12 protein-coding genes and 2 pseudogenes are annotated in these 18954 nt (G+C 55.2%); 7 read left to right on the forward strand and 7 right to left on the reverse strand.

Features of this window, described 5'->3' with window-relative positions; all coding sequences use genetic code 11:
- Positions 1–55: 55 nt before the first annotated feature.
- Positions 56–1529: pseudogene (locus AC2TEL_RS19405) on the forward strand (NAD-dependent succinate-semialdehyde dehydrogenase).
- 765 nt (positions 1530–2294) lie between these two features.
- Here AC2TEL_RS19405 and AC2TEL_RS19410 read toward each other — a convergent pair.
- Positions 2295–3512 carry a flavin monoamine oxidase family protein gene (locus tag AC2TEL_RS19410; RefSeq protein ID WP_480862799.1) on the reverse strand — a complete coding sequence of 406 codons (1218 nt, stop codon included), beginning with the start codon at positions 3510–3512 and terminating at the stop codon, positions 2295–2297.
- Between the two features lie 250 nt (positions 3513–3762).
- Here AC2TEL_RS19410 and AC2TEL_RS19415 point away from each other — a divergent pair, with 250 nt between their 5' ends.
- Entirely contained in the window at positions 3763–4254 is a 492-nt protein-coding gene (locus AC2TEL_RS19415) for a helix-turn-helix transcriptional regulator (protein ID WP_480862797.1), read from the forward strand.
- A 200-nt stretch (positions 4255–4454) separates the two neighbouring features.
- Here AC2TEL_RS19415 and AC2TEL_RS19420 read toward each other — a convergent pair whose 3' ends face one another.
- The 3 genes and pseudogenes from AC2TEL_RS19420 to AC2TEL_RS19430 form a co-directional block, all read right to left on the reverse strand.
- Entirely contained in the window at positions 4455–5750 is a 1296-nt protein-coding gene (locus AC2TEL_RS19420; protein ID WP_480906307.1) for an ISNCY family transposase, read from the reverse strand.
- 111 nt (positions 5751–5861) lie between these two features.
- Positions 5862–6890: pseudogene (locus AC2TEL_RS19425) on the reverse strand (IS30 family transposase).
- Between the two features lie 1043 nt (positions 6891–7933).
- Positions 7934–9436: a trimethylamine methyltransferase family protein gene (locus AC2TEL_RS19430; RefSeq protein WP_480862987.1), complete on the reverse strand. Its 1503-nt coding sequence runs from the start codon at positions 9434–9436 to the stop codon at positions 7934–7936.
- Between the two features lie 150 nt (positions 9437–9586).
- Between AC2TEL_RS19430 and AC2TEL_RS19435 the strand changes: the two genes are divergently transcribed.
- From AC2TEL_RS19435 to AC2TEL_RS19450, 4 genes are read left to right on the forward strand one after another with little or no spacing between them, the layout of a single operon-like run.
- Entirely contained in the window at positions 9587–10792 is a 1206-nt protein-coding gene (locus AC2TEL_RS19435; protein WP_480862985.1) for an aromatic ring-hydroxylating oxygenase subunit alpha, read from the forward strand.
- A 58-nt stretch (positions 10793–10850) separates the two neighbouring features.
- The gene (locus AC2TEL_RS19440) at positions 10851–11708 is read left to right on the forward strand and encodes an ABC transporter permease (RefSeq protein ID WP_480862983.1); all 858 of its coding nucleotides are present in this window, start codon (positions 10851–10853) and stop codon (positions 11706–11708) included.
- Positions 11705–12538 carry an ABC transporter permease gene (locus tag AC2TEL_RS19445; RefSeq protein ID WP_170591680.1) on the forward strand — a complete coding sequence of 278 codons (834 nt, stop codon included), beginning with the start codon at positions 11705–11707 and terminating at the stop codon, positions 12536–12538. Before AC2TEL_RS19440 ends, AC2TEL_RS19445 begins: the two co-directional genes overlap by 4 nt.
- Before the next feature lies 1 nt (position 12539).
- Positions 12540–13643: an ABC transporter ATP-binding protein gene (locus AC2TEL_RS19450; RefSeq protein ID WP_480863070.1), complete on the forward strand. Its 1104-nt coding sequence runs from the start codon at positions 12540–12542 to the stop codon at positions 13641–13643.
- A 107-nt stretch (positions 13644–13750) separates the two neighbouring features.
- Here AC2TEL_RS19450 and AC2TEL_RS19455 read toward each other — a convergent pair whose 3' ends face one another.
- Complete coding sequence (locus AC2TEL_RS19455; RefSeq protein ID WP_480862980.1) at positions 13751–14812, reverse strand: extracellular solute-binding protein; 1062 nt, start codon at positions 14810–14812, stop codon at positions 13751–13753.
- 168 nt (positions 14813–14980) lie between these two features.
- On the opposite strand from AC2TEL_RS19455, the gene AC2TEL_RS19460 reads away from it, so the two are divergent.
- Positions 14981–17020, forward strand: coding sequence for an oxidoreductase (locus tag AC2TEL_RS19460; RefSeq protein ID WP_480906309.1), 2040 nt, complete (start codon positions 14981–14983; stop codon positions 17018–17020).
- Positions 17021–17067: 47 nt separating this feature from the next.
- Here the strand turns inward: AC2TEL_RS19460 and AC2TEL_RS19465 are convergent, their stop codons facing one another.
- A complete protein-coding gene (locus AC2TEL_RS19465) occupies positions 17068–17532 on the reverse strand; it encodes an N-acetyltransferase family protein (RefSeq protein ID WP_480709931.1) in 465 nt (154 codons plus the stop codon).
- Positions 17529–18929, reverse strand: a complete 1401-nt coding sequence (locus tag AC2TEL_RS19470; RefSeq protein WP_480906371.1) for an aminotransferase — start codon at positions 18927–18929, stop codon at positions 17529–17531. Before AC2TEL_RS19470 ends, AC2TEL_RS19465 begins: the two co-directional genes overlap by 4 nt.
- Positions 18930–18954: the final 25 nt, after the last annotated feature.

An 18954-nucleotide genomic window follows, 5' to 3' on the forward strand; every position in this document is an offset into this window, starting at 1 on the left:
AGCCCACTTTATCATTTCGGAGCCCTTGCTAACGCGGCTTACAGAGGACATGCAGATGTTGCAGTTAAACGATTCCAGCCTTTTTCAAATACAGGGCTACATAGGCGGCGAGTGGGTTTCATCCAAACATTCGTTTCCTGTTTTCAATCCGTCGACGGGTGAACGGATCGCCGATGTAACAAACCTAACTGATGAAGATCTATGCCGTGCAATTGACATGGCATACGCTGCCAAGGCGGAATGGGCTGCCAAAACTGGAAAGGAGCGCGCCCAGGTTTTGCGCGCATGGTTCGATTTGATGATCGAAAACGCAGACGATTTGGCGACGATTCTGACCGTTGATATGGGTAAACCTTGGGGCGAGGCGCGAGGTGAAATCCTCTACGCCGCATCCTTTATTGAGTGGTTTGCCGAGGAAGCCAAACGGGTCTACGGCGATATCATCCCAGGTCATCAGCGCGATAAGCGAATACTAATTTTAAAGCAGCCGGTTGGCGTGGTCGGTGCTATGACGCCTTGGAACTTTCCAAGCGCAATGCTCGCGCGAAAGGCCGCGCCTGCTTTGGCCGTAGGATGCACTTTTCTAGCACACCCGTCAGAGTTGACACCACTTTCCGCCCTTGCGATGGCAGTCTTGGGCGAACGCGCTGGTATTCCAGCAGGCGTTTTCAATGTGGTCCCAACTAAAGATGCCGCTTCAACGGGTCGCACACTTTGTGGCAGTCCCAAAGTAGCCAAGATCACCTTCACGGGCTCAACCCGCGTTGGGAAAATTCTCATGCGTCAGGGCGCTGATACCGTCAAAAAATTATCACTGGAACTTGGAGGAAATGCGCCTTTTATTGTCTTTGACGATGCAGACCTCGACGCCGCTGTCGAAGGTGCCATGATCGCAAAATTCCGCAACAACGGCCAGACATGCGTCTGCGCCAACCGCATCTACGTGCAAAGCGGGATTTACGACGCCTTCGCAGCGAGACTGGCTGAAGCCACAAAGCAGTTGCGGGTGGGTGACGGTTTTGGAAATAGCATTACCACCGGCCCTCTCATCAACACAGAACCTATGACTAAGGTTCGTCGCCATCTTGATGACGCATGCGCGCGAGGCGCAAAAATCATCACCGGCGGCCAACGGATCGGCGAGACGGCACGTTCTTCGAGCCGACTGTCGTGATAGGTGTGACATCTGAAATGCATTTCGCAGTCGAAGAGACTTTTGGCCCAGTTGCGCCACTCTTTCGGCTCGACACCGAGACCGAAGTCATTGCCATGTCCAATGACAGCGAGTTCGGTTTGGCCGCATACTTTTTCCCAATGACATAAACCGCGTCTGGCGCGTTGCCGAGGCATTGGAGACTGGAATGGTCGGAGTGAACACTGGCCTAATCTCTACGGAGGTCGCCCCGTTCGGCGGCAAAAAACAATCCGGTACAGGACGCGAAGGGTCCAAATACGGTGTCGAGGACTATCTTGAAATAAAATACCTGTGTCTTGGCGGGATATATCGTTCTGCAACAACCGCAAAGTAAGTTGCGTTAAACGAATGCTCGATTCTTGAAGACACCAAATGCCGGGTGTGGGGTACTTTATATTCCAGTTAAATTGGAGGGTACTTCATTATGGTTCTTGTCGACCGAAAGCCGTCATCCATCAGTCGTTCGCAATACTGCAACGCGCCCGTCGATCCAGGCATTCGCCGCGAGTGCAAATTCTCGAGCTCTGCGAGCTTTCGGACCGCCCAACTAACCGGCCCTTAAGTGTGCGTAGCAGCTGCTGACGTAGCTCTCAGCGTAGGTTACTTTGGGCTCGAAGTCGTTTTGGATGCTGAGCAGCATCTTGTCGGCAGGCCCGCTTAGCTCGGATATGAGACCTAAAAACTTCACATCACCGCCCCTCCCGCCTTGACGGCGCGTCAGTACTGCCTACATTTCCAAGGCAATGGCAGCCAGACAGCCAGCATGTCGCGTAGGACTTAGTCCAACAAATGATACCGGCGGTAACAATGTACCGCCGGAGGATCTTGCAACAGAACCCAGGAGCAGAGGCTTCTCGTTGAGGGTGTTGCGCCGCTGAATAAGTTGAGAGCGTCCTCTACTCTTAAAAGGCTCCACGCGCGAATCTCCATCATGCAGCGGTCGATGTCGTCCGCAAAGACAACGATGCAATCGGCAACCGATCTTCAAAGTGCAAAAAAACTGGATCTAGGCCGAGCGATCAGACAACTCATTCCGAGCTTCCTGCTCTTCATTAGTTCGATTGCGCATGCATCCCACGTTGGGTCTACTCTCTTTGTATCAAGGATAGGCTTGATCAAGTGTGGAAACCGCGCGTTCAATGATAACGCGGTCAGAGAGTCCGGCCAGGTCACGGGCGGGTTGACCGCCGTTGAATGCCATGATGACCGGTTGCCTAGTGTAGGGATAGAGGTTCAGCCATTGGTTGAACTGTCCTTGCGGTAGTCCGTTTTCGGGTGTCGCGATCCAGGTCGCTTCTGAGTCCCAAAAAACTTCTCGGTATTTTAGGTAGACTTTGTCCAGAACGCCCATTCCCAGCCGGTCGATGGCGGATTGCTTCTTTTCTGGTAGCGGAGGATCAAAGATCAGGCGTCCGCTTTTGAGGACTCCAAGGGGAACCGTGATCAAGACGGCATCAAAATTCAGGCTTTCACCCGCTGCGCTTTGGATAACCACGCCTTGATCTCCAGTTTCGGCACGAGTTGCCTGCCATCCCAGGCGCAGATCAATTCCGTTGGTCTTATCCTCCAAGAGTTCAACATAACCGGCAGGAAAAAGAAAATCGCCGCCATCGTAATCATTGTCGCGCCAATAGGCAGTCATGTTGATCTCGTCGGATCCGGCGCCCGCGCTGTGCTGGATGTTGAGAACCTCGTCCAACCACTTAGGGGCTTCGTGTTCTGCCAGAACGCGGCCGTTACCTCCCCGGGCTACGTACGTGTCGATAGTCAGCTTTGTTTCAACACCGAGACGAGAGGCTTCTTCAATGAGAGGATTGCCCTCGTTCCCATGGATCCAGCTTGCGCCGATATCGAGTGGTAGCCCAAGCTGATCATCCGTCCAAATGCGCCCACCGATCCGGTGGCGAGCCTCCAGAACAACGACATCGTGACCGTCGCCAGCCAGCGTGTGGGCCGCAGTCAAGCCACTCATCCCAGCGCCGATCACCGCAATGCTCCGGGCATCAGTGTTAGAGATGTCTTCCGCTGCAAGTAGGCCAGATTCATATGCCGCGTGCACGGTGCTGTTGTACAACGGGTGTGTTGCTTCTCCCGCGAAGTAGACACGTTTGTCGATGGGTTGCGCGAGTGCATGGACGTCTCGTCGCGCAGAACCCTTTGCAAAGAATGAATAGGACCCGTAGCTGAACGGATCACGGCTCCAATTGGACCGGATGTAGCCCACGGGCGCCCGGGAGCTCTTGGCGTTCAACGGTGACACGTTGAACCCGCAACCAAGCGCAGCGACGGAGGTGGACAGAAACTGACGGCGATTCATATTAGGCCTCTTTGATATGATGAGACCTGAAGAACATAAGTGGTGAGCGCCTGTCAAAACCGAGATGCCTGTGTGACTAAATCCGTCCAAATCTAATTAACAAATTGAAAGCATTGTATTTTAATTGCCTTCACGTTGCTTTTTATATCCCCGCTAGTGAAAGTGATTCGACCAAAGTGTACGCCACCTATGACCATGGTTTATGCTTGTCGCTAGTAAGCTGACAGCAAAATGAACGGGATTGGCATCGATGCAAACCAGCAAACGCTTTGTGTATTCGGCGAGCTATCTCGCACTGTATGTATTGGCGGAGCTTTCGGCGGAGATCATGGTCGAAATTGGCGGCATCTGGGAAGGTTTTGCCTGGGATTTCTGGTATCTTCCCTGGGGTTATCTGAATGCTGTAGTAGCGGTTATCCTGGGATGCGAAATCTGGAGGATGCGTCATTCCATTTCCACAATGGGTGCGCAGTTAGAGTCCTCGCAAGCAGCCTTCAAGTCTACTGTGGCCTCCTTCGCCACGAACTGGAAACTGTCCGCCGCGGAACAAGATGTGCTGATGCTGATCCTCAAGGGGTGCACGCACGCGCAGATCGCCGGTATGAGAGAAACAGCGGAGGGAACCGTTAAGGCTCAAGCAGCACGCATCTATCAAAAGTCTGGATTTGCGAACAAAAACGAACTTCTGAGTGCTTTAATTGAAGACCTTTCCGGAGGGCACACGATCTCGAACAGGTTGTGACTTGCACTGGCAAAATGTACTTGCTTTGCTCGATGTGGCGACGAGGTCTTTAGGGACGCGTCGCAAACTCAGGAGCCCGATTGACTGGCGAGTGGAGTTTGGCGTTTGTTCCCGTCGAATAGTTTTCGAATAGGTTCCAACATGATCTCATTGAAAGGCTGCCATTTCCCCAAGGATACAATTTCGTACGCTGTGTACTTCTACCTGCGGTACAGAGTGTCGTATCGGGGTCTGGAAGAGATTATGGCCGAACTCCGCGCGCTCGTTGATGCGCTTGGGCCTGTGCGCCACGCTCTGGCTGTCAAGGATATGCGTGCGTTGTTCTCGATGATCGCCGCGTGGTTCACACGTTGATCTTTGTCGTAAGCAGAGTAGGGCAGTGGAACGCCCTTTGACCGGAATTCCAGCGTACCGTCCTGGTATTCATAGCTGTCCACATATTTGCCAACGAGGCCACGGGTGAGGTCGTTCTCTTCAAGCGTTATCCGCTTGCGGTCGTAGCGCAGCACGAGGTTCCGGTCGACGTAGCGCTCGTCGCGCCAGCACAGGATGTCCCGCAGACGGTCGGGCTCGACATTCAGGGCCCGGTGCAGATTGTCCGGTCGTCGCGGCGATTTGGCAAACCTGGCGTTGTAACGTTGCATGAATCCCGGCAGGAAAGCGTTTGCGGCTTCCATGTCCGAGATCCCGGCGAGCCGCAATTCCTTCACCAGCCGATCTTGTAGCGTGCGGTTGGCACGCTCAACACGGCCCTTGGTCTGGCTGCTGTTGGCGCAGAGGATCTCGATGTTCAACTCATTCAAAGCCCGGCCAAACTGGGTCATGCCATGGCCCGACTTCGCGCCTTGCTGCACTACCCGAAACACGGTGTGCTTGTCGGAATAGAAGGCAACAGGGCGACCGTGATCAGCTAGGTAGCCTTCAAGCGCTTCGAAATAGCTGAAGGTGCTTTCCGACTTCACGAACCGCAGCTGCATCAATGTGCTGGTCGCATCGTCGATGAAGACCAGCAGCGTGCAGGGCGGGCCGCGATCTTCGAACCAGCGGTGGTCAGATCCGTCGATCTGGATGAGCTCGCCGAAGCATTCCCGGCGCAAGCGCGGCTGGTGGAACGTCCTGCGTTGTTTGCGAGACAACCAGATTCCATCTGCCTGCATCCATTTGCGCAGCGTCTCGCGCGAAACTTTCAGATCATGATGTTCCAACAACATCTCAGCTGCCAGTGTCGGGCCAAAATCAGCGTATCGCTCTTGGACGAGTGCCAGGGCAAATTCTCTAACGGCCGGATCAATACGATTGTTGGATCTACGGTCGCGCGCCTTGTGACGCAGCGCAGCTGGACCATCAGTCTGGAAAACCCTGAGCAAACGGTGAACTTGTCTGCGGCTCAAGTTCAGAACATTTGCGGCGGAAACCACCGTCATGCGGCCTTGGGAAACCTGGCTCAGCACTTCTATACGATTAAGCTCGCGCTCGCTCATGACAACCAATCCCACCGTCACACTCCAATCCTGCCTGCTCGACAGGGAAGTGTGACACTTCTACTTTGATAATGTGGGACATTTTAACTTTGCGTGTTATCTCAAGGGTCGTTGCGACGGGGTCCGCTATCTCAGTTTCATTATCTCTTCTCTGAATGCTTCGGTTGGAGTTCGCCATCCGAGGCACTTTCTTGGGGTTCCGTTCAGGCGGTCGCAAATCGCTTTCATATTGCGATTTGAGAGCGCCGCCACGGGCGTGTCCCGTGGCAGGTATCTCCGAGCGCGTTTGTTCAGGTTTTCGACCGATCCTTTCTGCCAGGGCGCTTGCGGATCACAGAACCAGGCCGCCGTGCCGATCTCTGTTTCCAATCTGCGCCAACCGGAAAACTCGATGCCACGATCGAAAGTGATTGAGCGGCGCGCTGGCCGGGGCAGGGGTTCCAACACATTCATCAAACGGTTCATTAGGTGCGGAGAACTGCGGTCATTGTTGCGGAACAGAACGGCGTATCGGGTCTTGCGTTCAATCAGCGAGGCCACGTTGGCCTTGCCGTGTTCCTTGCGAAAGATCATCAGATCGCCTTCCCATTCGCCGAATGTGGCGCGATCTTTCACTTAGTCAGGCCGTTCATGAATTGAGCGATCCGGCGGGAAAACAAGGCCTCTTGGCCGTCTGGCATAGCGTGGTTTTCTCTGCTTCCGCCGATCCGGCAGATGCCGGGCCAGCGCCTCGGATTGACCTTCTTTGCTGTAGACATATGCATAGATCGTCTCGTGGCTCACCGTCACAGATTGGCCTTCGAAGCGTAGGCGCCCGGCAATCTGTTCCGGGGACCAGCCTTCCTTGAGCCGGTCAATCACGGCATCTCTCAATTCGGGCAATCGGATCAGTTTGCGACGGCGGGCACGACGGAGAACTGCACAGCGGTGAGCATTCACACCATAGTATCCGTTCAAGTGCGGCAGCTCTTGGTCAGAAAACTTGTTGCGCTTGATCTCGCGATACACGCTTGAGCGATGCCGGCCGATCTTCGAAGCTATCTTGCTGACAGGTAACTTCGCATTCAACATGTCTTCAATCGCGCGACGCTCGCGCAGATCCAGTTCCGTATGTGCCAATTTCCGTTCTCCTTGCTTTTCAGCAAGATAGGGCATTTGTCGCAAGCCAGTTTAGAATGTGCCCCGGCTTCAAGTCCAAACCCCATAAGCTAAATTATGTTAAAAATACTTTCAGTTTGACGCACAAATTTCCCCGTAATTTGGTCACTGGATTCTTTTGGGTTAGATTTCGGCCCAAAGCCGCCGTTCAAGTGGTATAAACTCGCTGCAGCGCAGCATCCCGGAAGCGGACGTTGATATTAAGTGCAGCATTCCGAGGGGATAAATGACGGCTCAGCGGACTATGCGGTCATTCGTGTTTTTCGCCCAGACGACAGGTTCAAAGGCCGTTCAACACTATTGGGATTGCTTGCGCTTATGCTTGAGGAACTCCCAGATCATCAAAACCAGCGCCACCGGGATTAATACAAATATACAGAAGTCAGAATACCCGGACCAGCCGGTCGAATAGTAGGCATCTGGATACATAAACTTCCACGCTATTGCTGGACTCACGCAGAGCAGCACTCTCAAGGGGCCTGAGTTGAATGCATAGAATTCTTTCAACACAGAAACCATTCGTTTCAAAGAAGACTTCCTTACATAGGTGTATTGCTCTAATTCCATCAGTCTACCATGAACTTTCAAGGTGAAAAGCAGGAGCTTGCTCGAACATGATGTGCCACCAATAAAAGAACTGGGGCAAATGTAAGCTTATGCCAGACACTGGGCAATATGGGCTCTCAGCGGACCTCAGAGGCGGCGCGGCATTCATGTTTCGAAGCCTCTCAAACACAATCGCTGACGGCCCATAGCGGTCGCTCGAGCTTGATCACCGTCGCTGCGGTGCGGCCCGTCAAAGGAGACATTCGCTACGCGAGCGAAGCCGAAAAAAGGACGGAGGTCCGAAGAGCGGACAAAGCACGCATTCGTGCTGGAATTGTGAGCAGCCGCGGCCGGCCCGTTGCAGACATTCCTGCCATGCCATTTTCGTTCCGAATAGCAGCCATTTGTGCACTTGCAGCATTTTCCGGTGCCAGCTGCCTCTGGTGTTCCGGGAAATTCGCCCGTGCTACAACGCGATCAGCACTGCGACCCGACTAGACTAAAAGGTTGCGATATTTTTCCGAAATTGCGGTCACTGCTGCCTTGGTTTCCAGAGGCAATTCAGGCCGCTGCAGTTCCGCCAATTTCTCTCGGAGGTCGTCGTCAAGTCGCGCAAACAAGTCTTGATCTGCTAACCCAGAATTGCTGAGCGGAATGTTCGGGCCAAAATACCGGGAATTCCAAACCTGGGTCCGGCAATTGTCGACCGTGTGCTGATGAGCGAGGAAGTTTCCAGTGGGGCCAACTTCTCGAATGAGATCAACGGCCATCTGGTCGGAAGATATTTCCAACCCCTGCCACATCTTTCGCAGCAGCCCTGCCAAATCGTCGCACAACAAAAGCGCGTGCAGCGAATAGGTCAGCCCCTGATCGAGCGAACCCATGTAGTCGATTGTAGCGGGACGGTTGTAGAACATCTGTGTCATGTTTGACGAAATTTCCCAGACCGCATCCTGATTGAAACGGCGGGCAACCGAACAGCCGCCGATGCCGGTCAGCGAGGGGAACCCCAGCGCGCGGCGCACTTGGCACATCGCCATGTCGGCAACCGAGGTCTGAGAGAAACTACCAATGGCACCTGTAGCAGGTTCCATGAAGTTCACATCCGAACACCCAACGCAGAAACTACCTTTAGCAGCCAACTGACCAAGCACGATGGCTGCGAAATCGGTCATCAGAGCATGGGTAATGCATCCGGCCAAGGTGATTGGTGAAGAGGCACCGCCAATCGGCAGAGTGCCGACGCCAACCGGAATACCTGCCCGAGCAGCGGTAATGATCTGGTCCGAGTGGATCCGCGCGAGATTGACTGGCAGCGGTGTGATCAGATGCAAAAAATACGGCTTGGCTTTAAGTGCATCATGCGATCCGCGCAAGGCCGCGGCCATGTCGATTACCGCTTCCAGAGATGAAGGATGTTCGCAAAGGTATTCCAACGGTTTGATGGTGTTTTCCATCATGCATGCAAATTCGTCGATTTCGCCGAACTGGTTCGACTCTTCGACGTTCTTCACAGCGATGCAGACCGCATCAACATGCGGAAGCTTGTCCGCAACTCTTGTGATGAGGGCAAGGTCCTCGCGTGTCGAAGGTCGAGGCTCGCCGGTATTCTCATCATAGACTGCAATACAGGTCATGCCAGGCATGAACCAAGTGTGATCGCAATCAATCGAAATGGGATTTTCTCCGTTGCGGTCCCATAAAGTGGTCATGCGGGCAGCGGTTTCCAGCGCCCTGCGGGTCACGGATTCCGGGATAGTCACGATCCCATTATCTAAGAAATTACAACCGGCACCCCGCAACAGACCGTCAGCTTCACCTCCTGCCTCAAAGACTACGCCTGAGGTGGCAAGCAGCTCGATGGCTGTGTTAACGATTTCATCAACCTGGGCTTGTGTAAGCGGCGTGTAGGCTGGAGTAGTCAGGGAATGCGGACCTTTGTTGGCGACGACATCAGTGGGCAATGGAGATCTTCTGCGGCTTCTGTTTCGGCGCATTTCTCACGTCCTCAAAGTTTGAGCAGTTGCTCAAACTTGGCGCACTGCAATCGTCTTGTCTAGTCATCAAAACACATCTGCTGTAATTTTTTTATTTGAGCGCTCAATTAAAAACTGATAGTGATTCCCTTCAGAGGAAAGGAGATCCTTATGAAGGACGAAGTGCTGATTTACTCTGATCCCAGAGCCGGACGCACCGGGCTGCCCGCCTGGAGCTACACCAACCCAGAGCTTCTGGAAGAAGAAAAGGAGCTTCTGTTCCGACGACACTGGCAGCTTGTTTGCCACGTGAATGACGTTCCCGAACCCGGCGATTTCATGGCCGCGGATTTCACTGGCGAAAGGGCCTTGGTGGTCCGGGGGGCGGACGGTGAAGTTCGCGCCTTCCATAATCTTTGCCGCCACCGCGGAAGCCGCGTCGTGGCTGAAAACAAGGGTCATTGCAAGAACGCCATCATCTGCCCGTTTCATGGCTGGGCCTTCAATCTGGACGGAACGCTGCGCGGCGCAGCACGCCCCGAGACACTACCGAATCTGGATCCGGTGGAGTGGGGATTGAAGCCGGTCGAGATGGACATTTGGCACGGCTTTGTCTTTGTCCGCTTCAAGGCGGGCCCGCAACCCAAGGTTTCAGAGGTGATGGCTCAGTTTGCAGAAGAGTTGGCTCCTTACAGCCTGGCAGAGCTTCTACCGGACGGGAATGGGATCAGCGTAACGGAAATCGCTGCAAACTGGAAATGCGTCCGTGATGTCGACAACGAAGGCTATCATGTGCCGCTAGCGCACCCTGGTTTGCACGATCTCTTTGGGACCAACTACGAAGATCAACCGTTCAGCAATGGCGCTGCCAGGTCCTTTGGTGGATTCCGCCCCGGTTCCGGGCGTATGTGGAGCGTGCGCAATTACAAGAAGTTGCTGCCGAGAGCGGAGGCGTTAGATGACGAACACCAGGCGGCTTGGCTCTATCTGGGGCTTTTCCCAAATCTGGTGTTTGGCATCTACCCAGACTCAGTAATCTTCTACCACGAGTTTCCGGTGGAGAACGGGCGCACCATCCAGCGAGCCGCATGTTACAAACGACCGGCAGAGGATCGGAAACTGCGCGCTGCGCGCTATCTCAGTGGGCGAATTGACAGGATCACCTCGAAAGAAGATGAGCAGCTTATCGAATGGTGCTGGGAGGCGGCCTTCTCCAGTGGTTATGACGGCGTGATCCTATCAGATCTGGAGCACGGCGTTCGCAGCTACCACGATGAGTTGCGCAAGCTGTTTCCGATTCTGGAACATGCTGAACCCGACTCGGGACAATTAAAGACCCGGAATGCAGAGCTTCTTGCACAGCTGGGCGAGACATGAGTACGGGCGCCGCCACGAACAGGGCGGCGCTCTTAATACCGGCCGGGAGGAGCCAGGAATGTTAACCGGAGAGAGGCGTCAGGGCCTCGCATTGATAAGCCCGACTATACTCTATTCACTACTGTTGCTGGCCGCTCCGCTGGTGATGGTCGTGACTTTCAGCTTCTGGACTCAGAATTACCTCGAGCTCGATACGACTTTAACACTGGACAATTACCGCGAAGCTTGGAGCAAACCAATCTACCGCACCTTGCTGCTCCGCTCACTAAAGATTTCGCTGATTGTCACAGTGGTAACCGTGACCCTTGCGTTTCCGATCGCGTACTACCTGTCCTTCCACGTCAAGCACCGCAAGGCGCTGTGGTTGTTTCTGATCACCGTACCCTTCTGGACCAGCTATCTGCTGCGGGTGTTTCTGTGGAAAGTGATCCTCGGATACAACGGCGTTTTAAATACCGCGCTCACCGGGATGGGCATCATAGACCAGCCGCTGACTTTCCTGTTGTACAACGCCAATGCGGTGGTGCTGACCCTGGCTCATGCCTGGGCACCCTTCGCGATTCTGCCAATATTCGTAGCGCTGGAGAAGATCGATCGCTCGCTGCTGGAAGCTGCCGAGGATTTGGGCGACGGGCCGGTGCGCAGGTTCTTTCGGATCACACTGCCGTTGGCAATGCCCGGGGTGGTAGCCTCTACCCTAATCGTACTGATCCCAACCATCGGAGATTTCATCACTCCGAAATTGGTTGGCGGTACCGACGGGTTGATGATCGCGAACATGATCCAAATTCAATTCGGCAAGGCAAATAACGCGCCGCTGGGAGCGGCTCTGGCAATCTCTTCGATGCTGATCGTGGCTAGCATCAGCGCGGTGATCTTCTTTGCTGGCAAACGTTTTGGAGGCAAAGTGAAATGAACTCGGTACGTAAAGGGCTTTCCCCCAAATGGCTGGTTTTCTACGCCGTTGCCTACATGGTTTTTCTCTACGCACCGGTCATCCTGTTGCCGATGTTCGCTTTTAACGACGCCACAATCATTTCATTTCCACTGACCGGCTTTACCACCCAGTGGTTCGACGTGCTGTGGAAGACTGATGCCCTGCACGGTGCAGTACGAAATTCGCTGGTCGTCGGCGTCACGTCAGCGGTGCTGAGCACCATCCTCGGCGCCTGCGCAGCGCGGGCGGCAGCTCGCTACCGGTTCCCAGCCAAACGCGGCATCATGAGCTTCATAATGCTGCCGCTTGTGCTGCCGGAGATCATCGTTGCAGTGGCCCTGTTGGTTCTTCTGATTCAGCTGGGCATGCCGTTGTCGCTGGCAACCGTGGTACTGGGCCATGTGCTGATCTGCACGCCCTTCGCCATCGCCATTCTGAACTCTGCATTTCAAGGGCTGGATCAAAGCTTGGAGGAAGCCTCGTACGACTTGGGTGAAAGCCGCTGGGGCACCTTCCGTCGCGTGGTTCTGCCATTGGTCATGCCTGGCATCGTGTCCAGCCTGCTGATCACTTTTACCATTTCGCTGGATGAATTCATCATCGCCTTTTTCCTGACCGGCACAGAAGTCACCCTGCCCGTCTATATCTGGAGCCAGCTGCGTTTTCCTGCCAAGCTGCCGTCTGTGATGGCGCTCGGGACTATCTTGCTGACTCTGTCCGTCCTACTCCTGATCCTTGCCGAGTGGTTCCGCCGCCGTTCAGCCCGGAAACAAGGTATCGAAGCTTCAGCTACCGGAGGATTTGCCTGATATGGCCACCCCATCCCCAAAACCCATCATCGACCTCACCGGCGTCACCAAAAATTTTGGTAGCTTTCAAGCCCTAAAAGGCATTGATGCGACCATCTACGAGGGCGAGTTCTTTTCTCTTCTGGGCCCTTCGGGCTGCGGCAAGACCACCCTGCTACGCATGATCGCCGGGTTTGAGACGCCAACGGGCGGCTCTATCGTTATCGCAGGCCAAGATATGGAGGGCGTTCCCGCCAACCGCCGCCCCACCAATATGGTGTTCCAATCCTATGCAATCTTCCCACATCTCAGCGTGGCAGAAAACGTCGGTTATGGCTTGAAGACCCGCAAGATGCCCAAGGCTGAAATCGCCCACGAAGTAGAGCAGGCGCTGAAAATGGTGGATCTTGGCGGGTTGGGCGATCGCGCTGCCCACGAGTTATCCGGCGGTCAGCGTCAACGGGTTGCTCTGGCCCGGGCACTGGTGATGAAGCCGAAGGTTGTGTTGTTGGACGAGCCTTTGTCCGCGCTCGACAAAAAGCTGCGCGACCAAATGCAGGTGGAACTGCGCCAACTCCAGCAAAAGCTTGGTATTACTTTTATTCTGGTGACCCATGACCAGGAAGAGGCACTGACCATGTCCGACCGGATCGCCGTTATGTTCGAAGGCAGGATTGCACAGCTCGCCAGCCCGGAAGAGTTGTACCGCCGCCCGGTGGACAAGCGTGTTGCTTCGTTTATCGGAGTAATGAATTTCCTCGACGCCAAAGCCTCGGGGCGTATGAACGGCCATCTGGCGCTCGATATTCCGGCGCTTGGCAGTATCGAGTTACCAACGGCGCAGATCCCCGAAGGAATGGACACTCAGAACCTGGATTCGATTGGCATCCGACCGGAGATGCTGACTATCCTCTTTGATGGCAGCGAACCGACCGAGCAGGTGGCCAGGGGGCAGGTAACTGGAACCGCCTATTATGGCGACATGACCTATTACAGCGTGCGCCTGCCCGGCCATACCGCGGACGTGACAATCTCTATGCGTAACACCGCAGGCCGTTCCATTGTTCCTCCCGGCAGCGAGGTTCCGGTGGGCTGGGGCGCTGACTCCATCGTATTGTTCCAGTGACCCTGTCTGCCTTAGTTGGTCGCCCGGAATAGCATCAAGTTGTGGAAAACAAGAAACGCCCCACCAATTTTGTGGGGCGTTTCTTCTTTCGTAAATACAAGGCGGCTTCAGAAACCAGCTTTAATCAGTTCGAATTCAGCGATCATCTTCTCGCGCAGGCCCGAAGGCACCGGCGCTTGCCACAACGTCTTGGCCCGCAGACTTTCACTGCTTTCCAGCCCCATTGCGGCGAGGTCGTCCGCGTTCATTTCCGCCATGGCCTTTGCGTTGCCGTGGCCATAGCCCCAGCTGGACACAAGATAATTAGCGGTTTTAGGTTCCAACCAAGCGTTGATGAAGTCATAGAACTTGTCTTCAGAGCCGGGCGCATTGGCTAGCTTCGCATAACCACAGACCCAGCTGGACGCACCCTCTTCTGTGTCGCGCTTGATTGCGATTGGGTGACCTTCATAGGTCATCGTCGAATAAGTCTCGTTCCAGGCCCAGGCCAGATAGACCTCACCGCTTTGCATCAGCTGTGCCAGCGATGCGCCATCGGACCAGTAGGTGCGAACATTCTGGTGCACCGCGCGCAGGAAATCAGATGCTGCCTGAAACTGTTCGTCCGTGGCATTGGTCCAGTCTGTGACTCCAGTGGCGAGGAAACCCAATGCATAGGCGTCATCTACATTGTCGCCTATCGAGATCCGCCCCTGATGCTTGGGATCTGCAAAGGCCTGTAGGGTTGTCACATCCGCATCGTTCAGATGTTCAGTGTGATAGGTGACGGCAGTGTTACCCCAATCCGCTGGAACGAAATAGCTCTGGCCGTCCTTGGTGTAGGCTTCAATGTCGCGGAAACTCGGCTCTAACTCGTCCCAGCGCTCAATGCGCGCAGTATCCAGTGGGGCAAGCAACCCGGCCTCAATCCACTTTGGAACCGACTGTGAACAGGGATGGGCGACGTCTGCGTGGAAACCGGAACGCAATTTCTGGAACGCTTCCTCCTCGTCACCGAAGAAAGCGAAGGTCGGCCCGTCCCCATGTTTTTCGATGTAAGCAGAGAAGAACTCAGGGTCTTCGTAACCGGCCCAGTCAAAAACGGTCAGTTCCGCATCGTCGGCCAATCCAGTACCTGCCTGAAGTGACAAGGCCATGCCAAGCGCAGTAGCTGTTTTCAGAATTTTCATGAAAGTCTCCCTGTTGCTGCGGCCCTGATTTCCTGCCTTTTGCCTCCTCCGGCGCAGGTAGGGGCGTAGTAAGAAAAAGGTTAAAAGGGAATCTGACTTGACACAAGAATTATTTGAGCGCTCAATCAAATTATGACGCAAAACCTGCCTATCGAAGGGTAACTACTGATGCGCGATTCTCGCCATGACATCCTCTTCCAGCCACTGAAAATCGGCCCCGTGGAGACGAAGAACCGTTTTTACCAAGTGCCACATTGCGCGGGCATGGGGTGGCGTCGCCCGCGCACTGTCGCGGCAATGCGGGGGATGAAGGCGGAAGGCGGCTGGGGGGTTGTGAACACTGAATTCTGCTCGATTCACCCAACTTCGGATAACGACTACTACCCCTATGCCGCGCTGTGGGACGAGGATGATATTCGGGCCAACCAGTTGATGACCGACGCCGTACATGAACATGGCGCGCTGGCCGGGGTGGAGCTGTGGATAGGCGGCGGTATGGTTACGAATTTCGGCACCCGGCTTGCCCCACTGGGAATGCGCAATCGTCCTCAAACAGATTCCACCGTGCTGCATCCGGGACAGGCGCGCAAAATTGATCGCGAGGACATCCGCAACATCCGCAAATGGCATCGCGACGCCGCCATGCGTGCAGTCGAAGCTGGATTTGACATCGTTTATGTCTATGCCACCCACGGCTATCTGCTTTCGGAATTCCTCGACCCGGTGAACAACACACGCACCGATGAATACGGCGGCAGCCTGAGAAACCGGGTTCGGCTGGTGCGCGAACTCATCGAGGAAACCAAAGAGGCCGTTGGTCACAAATGCGCCGTGGCCACCCGTTTCAGTGTTGGGCTGGACGATGCCGAAAGCTATGATGCCTTCGCCATGCTGGCGGACCTGCCAGACTTGTGGGACCTGGTGGTGCCCGACTACCTGGTTGAGATGGGGGCGAGCCGTTTCGTCAAAGAAGCGTCTTTTACGGATTGTATCGCGCGGGCAAAATCACTGACCACCAAACCCGTTGTGGCGGTGGGGCGTTACACCTCACCTGACACCATGGCGCAGGTGATCCGCCAGGGCGGGCAGGATCTAATCGGTGCTGCACGCCCGTCAATCGCTGACCCGTTCCTGCCAAAGAAAATTGAAGAAGGCCGCAGCGAAGACATACGCGAGTGCATCGGTTGCAACATCTGCTACGCACATGACTCGCTTGGTGTGCCACTGCGCTGCACCCAGAACCCGACCATGGGCGAGGAATGGCGCCAAGGCTGGCATCCCGAGAAAGCCGGGCGCAGCGAGAAACCTGAAAAAGTGCTGGTTGTCGGAGCAGGACCCGCCGGGCTGGAAGCTGCCCGAGTTCTGGGCGAGCGCGGCCATTCGGTAATGCTGGCCGAAGCAAGTCGCGTACTAGGAGGCCGCGTCACCCGTGAGTCCCGTTTGCCAGGGATGATTGAGTGGGCCCGCGTACGCGACTGGCGTGTTGGGCAGATCGAAAAACTGCCCAACGTGGAAATCTACCCAGAAAGCCCTCTGACAGCATCCGATGTGCTGGATCTTGGCGCCTCCCATGTGATCGCCGCCACGGGGGCGGTCTGGGCGACGGATACCATCGGGCGGCATTCGGATACCGGCTTGGAGGAGGAAGCGCCCGGCATGGTCGTGTCGGCGGAAACTGTGCTAACTGGGGAACCCCTCAACGCGGATCATGTGATGATCTACGATGACGATCACTACTACCTCGGCTCAGTTCTGGCCCTGAAGCTGCGCAAGGATGGGCACCGGGTCACGCTGGTGACACCCGCTGGTCGCCCTTGCGATTGGGGCCAATGGACGACCGAGGTCTACCAATCCAATGCCGCCTTGATTGAGGCGGGCGTTGCAGTCGTACCCAACCGGATGTTGGTGGCAGCCCACAAGGGAGAGGCAGTCCTATCCTGCATGTTCTCAGAGAACCGCAGTACTCATGCCTGCGATGCAATTATACCGCTTACCCGCCGCCTGCCGGTGCTGGATCTCTATGATGGTCTAAAGGGTATGGGAGATGGATTGCACGAGTCCGGCATCAAATCAGTAATCCGCATTGGCGACGCCGAAGCCCCCCATATCATTGCCGCCGCCGTGCAAAGCGGCTACCGCGCCGCGATGGACCTTGGAGAGGAAGTTGATCTTGCCCGAAAATACGGGCGCCGCGAACACACGGTGTGAACCGGCAAACCGGTCTCTATCGGGCGAGTTACCTCGCCATCAGCGGATCAGCTGTTGATCTCATAGACAATAAAGGGGGTTTTCTCAGCTACTTTGTCATAGAGGATTCTTCCTGTGTAGTTGAACTCCTGTGTCATCCAGTAAAGGCTAGGGATGCCAGCCAATAGCGCACGCTGACGTACCGCCTCGATCAAGGCGCCGCCCACCCCTTGCCCCCGTACCAACGGGTCAGCAAAAAGATCCATAAGATAGCACGTGTCCTTGGTTGACCAAAGCGTTCGGTGAAACAGGTAGTGCGCCAACCCGACCAAACGGCCATCCAATTCAGCTACCACCCCTTGGAACTCACGATCACTCTCTTTCAGAAGCCGCGCCCAGGCTGTCTCATAGACCGCCTCTGGCAAAGTTGTTTCGTAAAACTCCAGATAGCTAGTCCAAAGGCGTCGCCATTCGACTTCATCTGCGGCGGTTAGTGGTCGAATTGTGAGGGCGTCACGCTTAATTGAGGTCATTTCTGATTGAGCGCAGTGCGACACTCTCCCTTAGCTAACGCAGATTCCACCTGCTGAATGGCGCGTTCAAGAATGTCGAACATTTCGTCGATCTGCTCCAAAGTGATGATCAGCGGCGGCGAGAACACAGCCATGTTGATCAGCGGCCGCACGATCAGGCCCATCTCTTCGCAGGCGGCATCGATCATCACGCCAAGCTTGCGCTCGGCTTCCAGATCCTCCGCCCGGCATTCGATACATCCCAAAAGTCCTTCACCGCGGGCATCGCCGACGATTTCAAACTTCATAAGTTCGCACAGGCGTGCTTGAAAATGCGGGGTGACGGTGCGGACATGCTCCAGGATACCTTCTCGCTCGATGATCTCGATATTCTTCAGCGCTGCGATGCAAGAGACCGGATGACCTGAATAGGTGTACCCATTTGTGTAGGAAGACGGTGTACCCAAGTGACTCATCTGTTCCATAACCCGGTCTGAAATGATGCATGCGCCCAAAGGCAAATAACCAGAGGTCAGACCCTTTGCGCAGGTGATCATGTCGGGCTGAATACCGAATACTTCCTCGGAAGCAAACCAATGACCCAGCCGACCGAAACCGGTCACCACCTCGTCAGAGATGTACAAGATATCGTTGGCGCGGCAGAGCTCCCAAGTCCGTTTCTGGTAGCCGGGAGCAGGCACAATGACGCCTCCGGAGGAAAGGATCGGCTCGGCAATGAAAGCGCCAATGCTTTCCGCGCCAATCTCTGCAATGGCGGCAGCTAGGTCGGCGACTTTGTTATCGCACCAATCCTCGACGCTCATGCCCGCAGGACGGTGATAGGGGTTCACGTCGGGCAGGAAATGCACCAGGCGCGTCTCAAAGTCGAAGTGGCTTTGGTCGCGCTCTTTGCCGGTTACCGAATGGGCCAGATAGGTCGAGCCGTGATAGCCCTTTTCTCGGGCGATGATCTTCTTCTTCTGCGGTTTGCCACGACGGTTGTTCATGTACTGCATCGTACGCAACGCCGTATCCACGGCCGTCGAGCCACCGGTAGTAAAGAAGACGTTGTTCAAATCGCCGGGTGCCATATCGGCAATCTTCTTGGCGAGCATCGCCGATGGTTCAGTGGTGTTGGTAAAGGGAGAAGTATAGGGCAGTTTCATGACCTGCGCGGCGATAGCATCGGCCATCTCGTGACGCCCATAGCCGATCTGGGTGCACCACATACCGCCGGGTCCGTCGATGTAGCGCTTGCCGGAGGCGTCCCAAAGGTGAATCCCCTCGGCGGTTTCCATCAGCATGTTGTCGTAACCGCGCCAGTCGTCCATTGCCATCCAGGGGTGCAATTGATGGGTGCGATCCCACTCGTGCAGGGTATCCGGGCTCGGTTCGTTGGAAAACGTATTCGGTTTCATTTTGGTCATTAGGAGTACCTGATCC

It is taken from the genome of Ruegeria sp. HKCCD9138 (assembly GCF_057220975.1).

Coding starts and splice junctions, on each gene's coding strand:
- AC2TEL_RS19410 (WP_480862799.1), bottom strand. CDS start 3,512: ATGAATCGCCGTCAGTTTCTGTCCACCTCCGTCGCTGCGCTTGGTTGC.
- AC2TEL_RS19430 (WP_480862987.1), bottom strand. CDS start 9,436: ATGCGCCGAAACAGAAGCCGCAGAAGATCTCCATTGCCCACTGATGTC.
- AC2TEL_RS19455 (WP_480862980.1), bottom strand. CDS start 14,812: ATGAAAATTCTGAAAACAGCTACTGCGCTTGGCATGGCCTTGTCACTT.
- AC2TEL_RS19445 (WP_170591680.1), top strand. CDS start 11,705: ATGAACTCGGTACGTAAAGGGCTTTCCCCCAAATGGCTGGTTTTCTAC.
- AC2TEL_RS19440 (WP_480862983.1), top strand. CDS start 10,851: ATGTTAACCGGAGAGAGGCGTCAGGGCCTCGCATTGATAAGCCCGACT.
- AC2TEL_RS19465 (WP_480709931.1), bottom strand. CDS start 17,532: ATGACCTCAATTAAGCGTGACGCCCTCACAATTCGACCACTAACCGCC.
- AC2TEL_RS19470 (WP_480906371.1), bottom strand. CDS start 18,929: ATGAAACCGAATACGTTTTCCAACGAACCGAGCCCGGATACCCTGCAC.
- AC2TEL_RS19450 (WP_480863070.1), top strand. CDS start 12,540: ATGGCCACCCCATCCCCAAAACCCATCATCGACCTCACCGGCGTCACC.
- AC2TEL_RS19415 (WP_480862797.1), top strand. CDS start 3,763: ATGCAAACCAGCAAACGCTTTGTGTATTCGGCGAGCTATCTCGCACTG.
- AC2TEL_RS19435 (WP_480862985.1), top strand. CDS start 9,587: ATGAAGGACGAAGTGCTGATTTACTCTGATCCCAGAGCCGGACGCACC.
- AC2TEL_RS19460 (WP_480906309.1), top strand. CDS start 14,981: ATGCGCGATTCTCGCCATGACATCCTCTTCCAGCCACTGAAAATCGGC.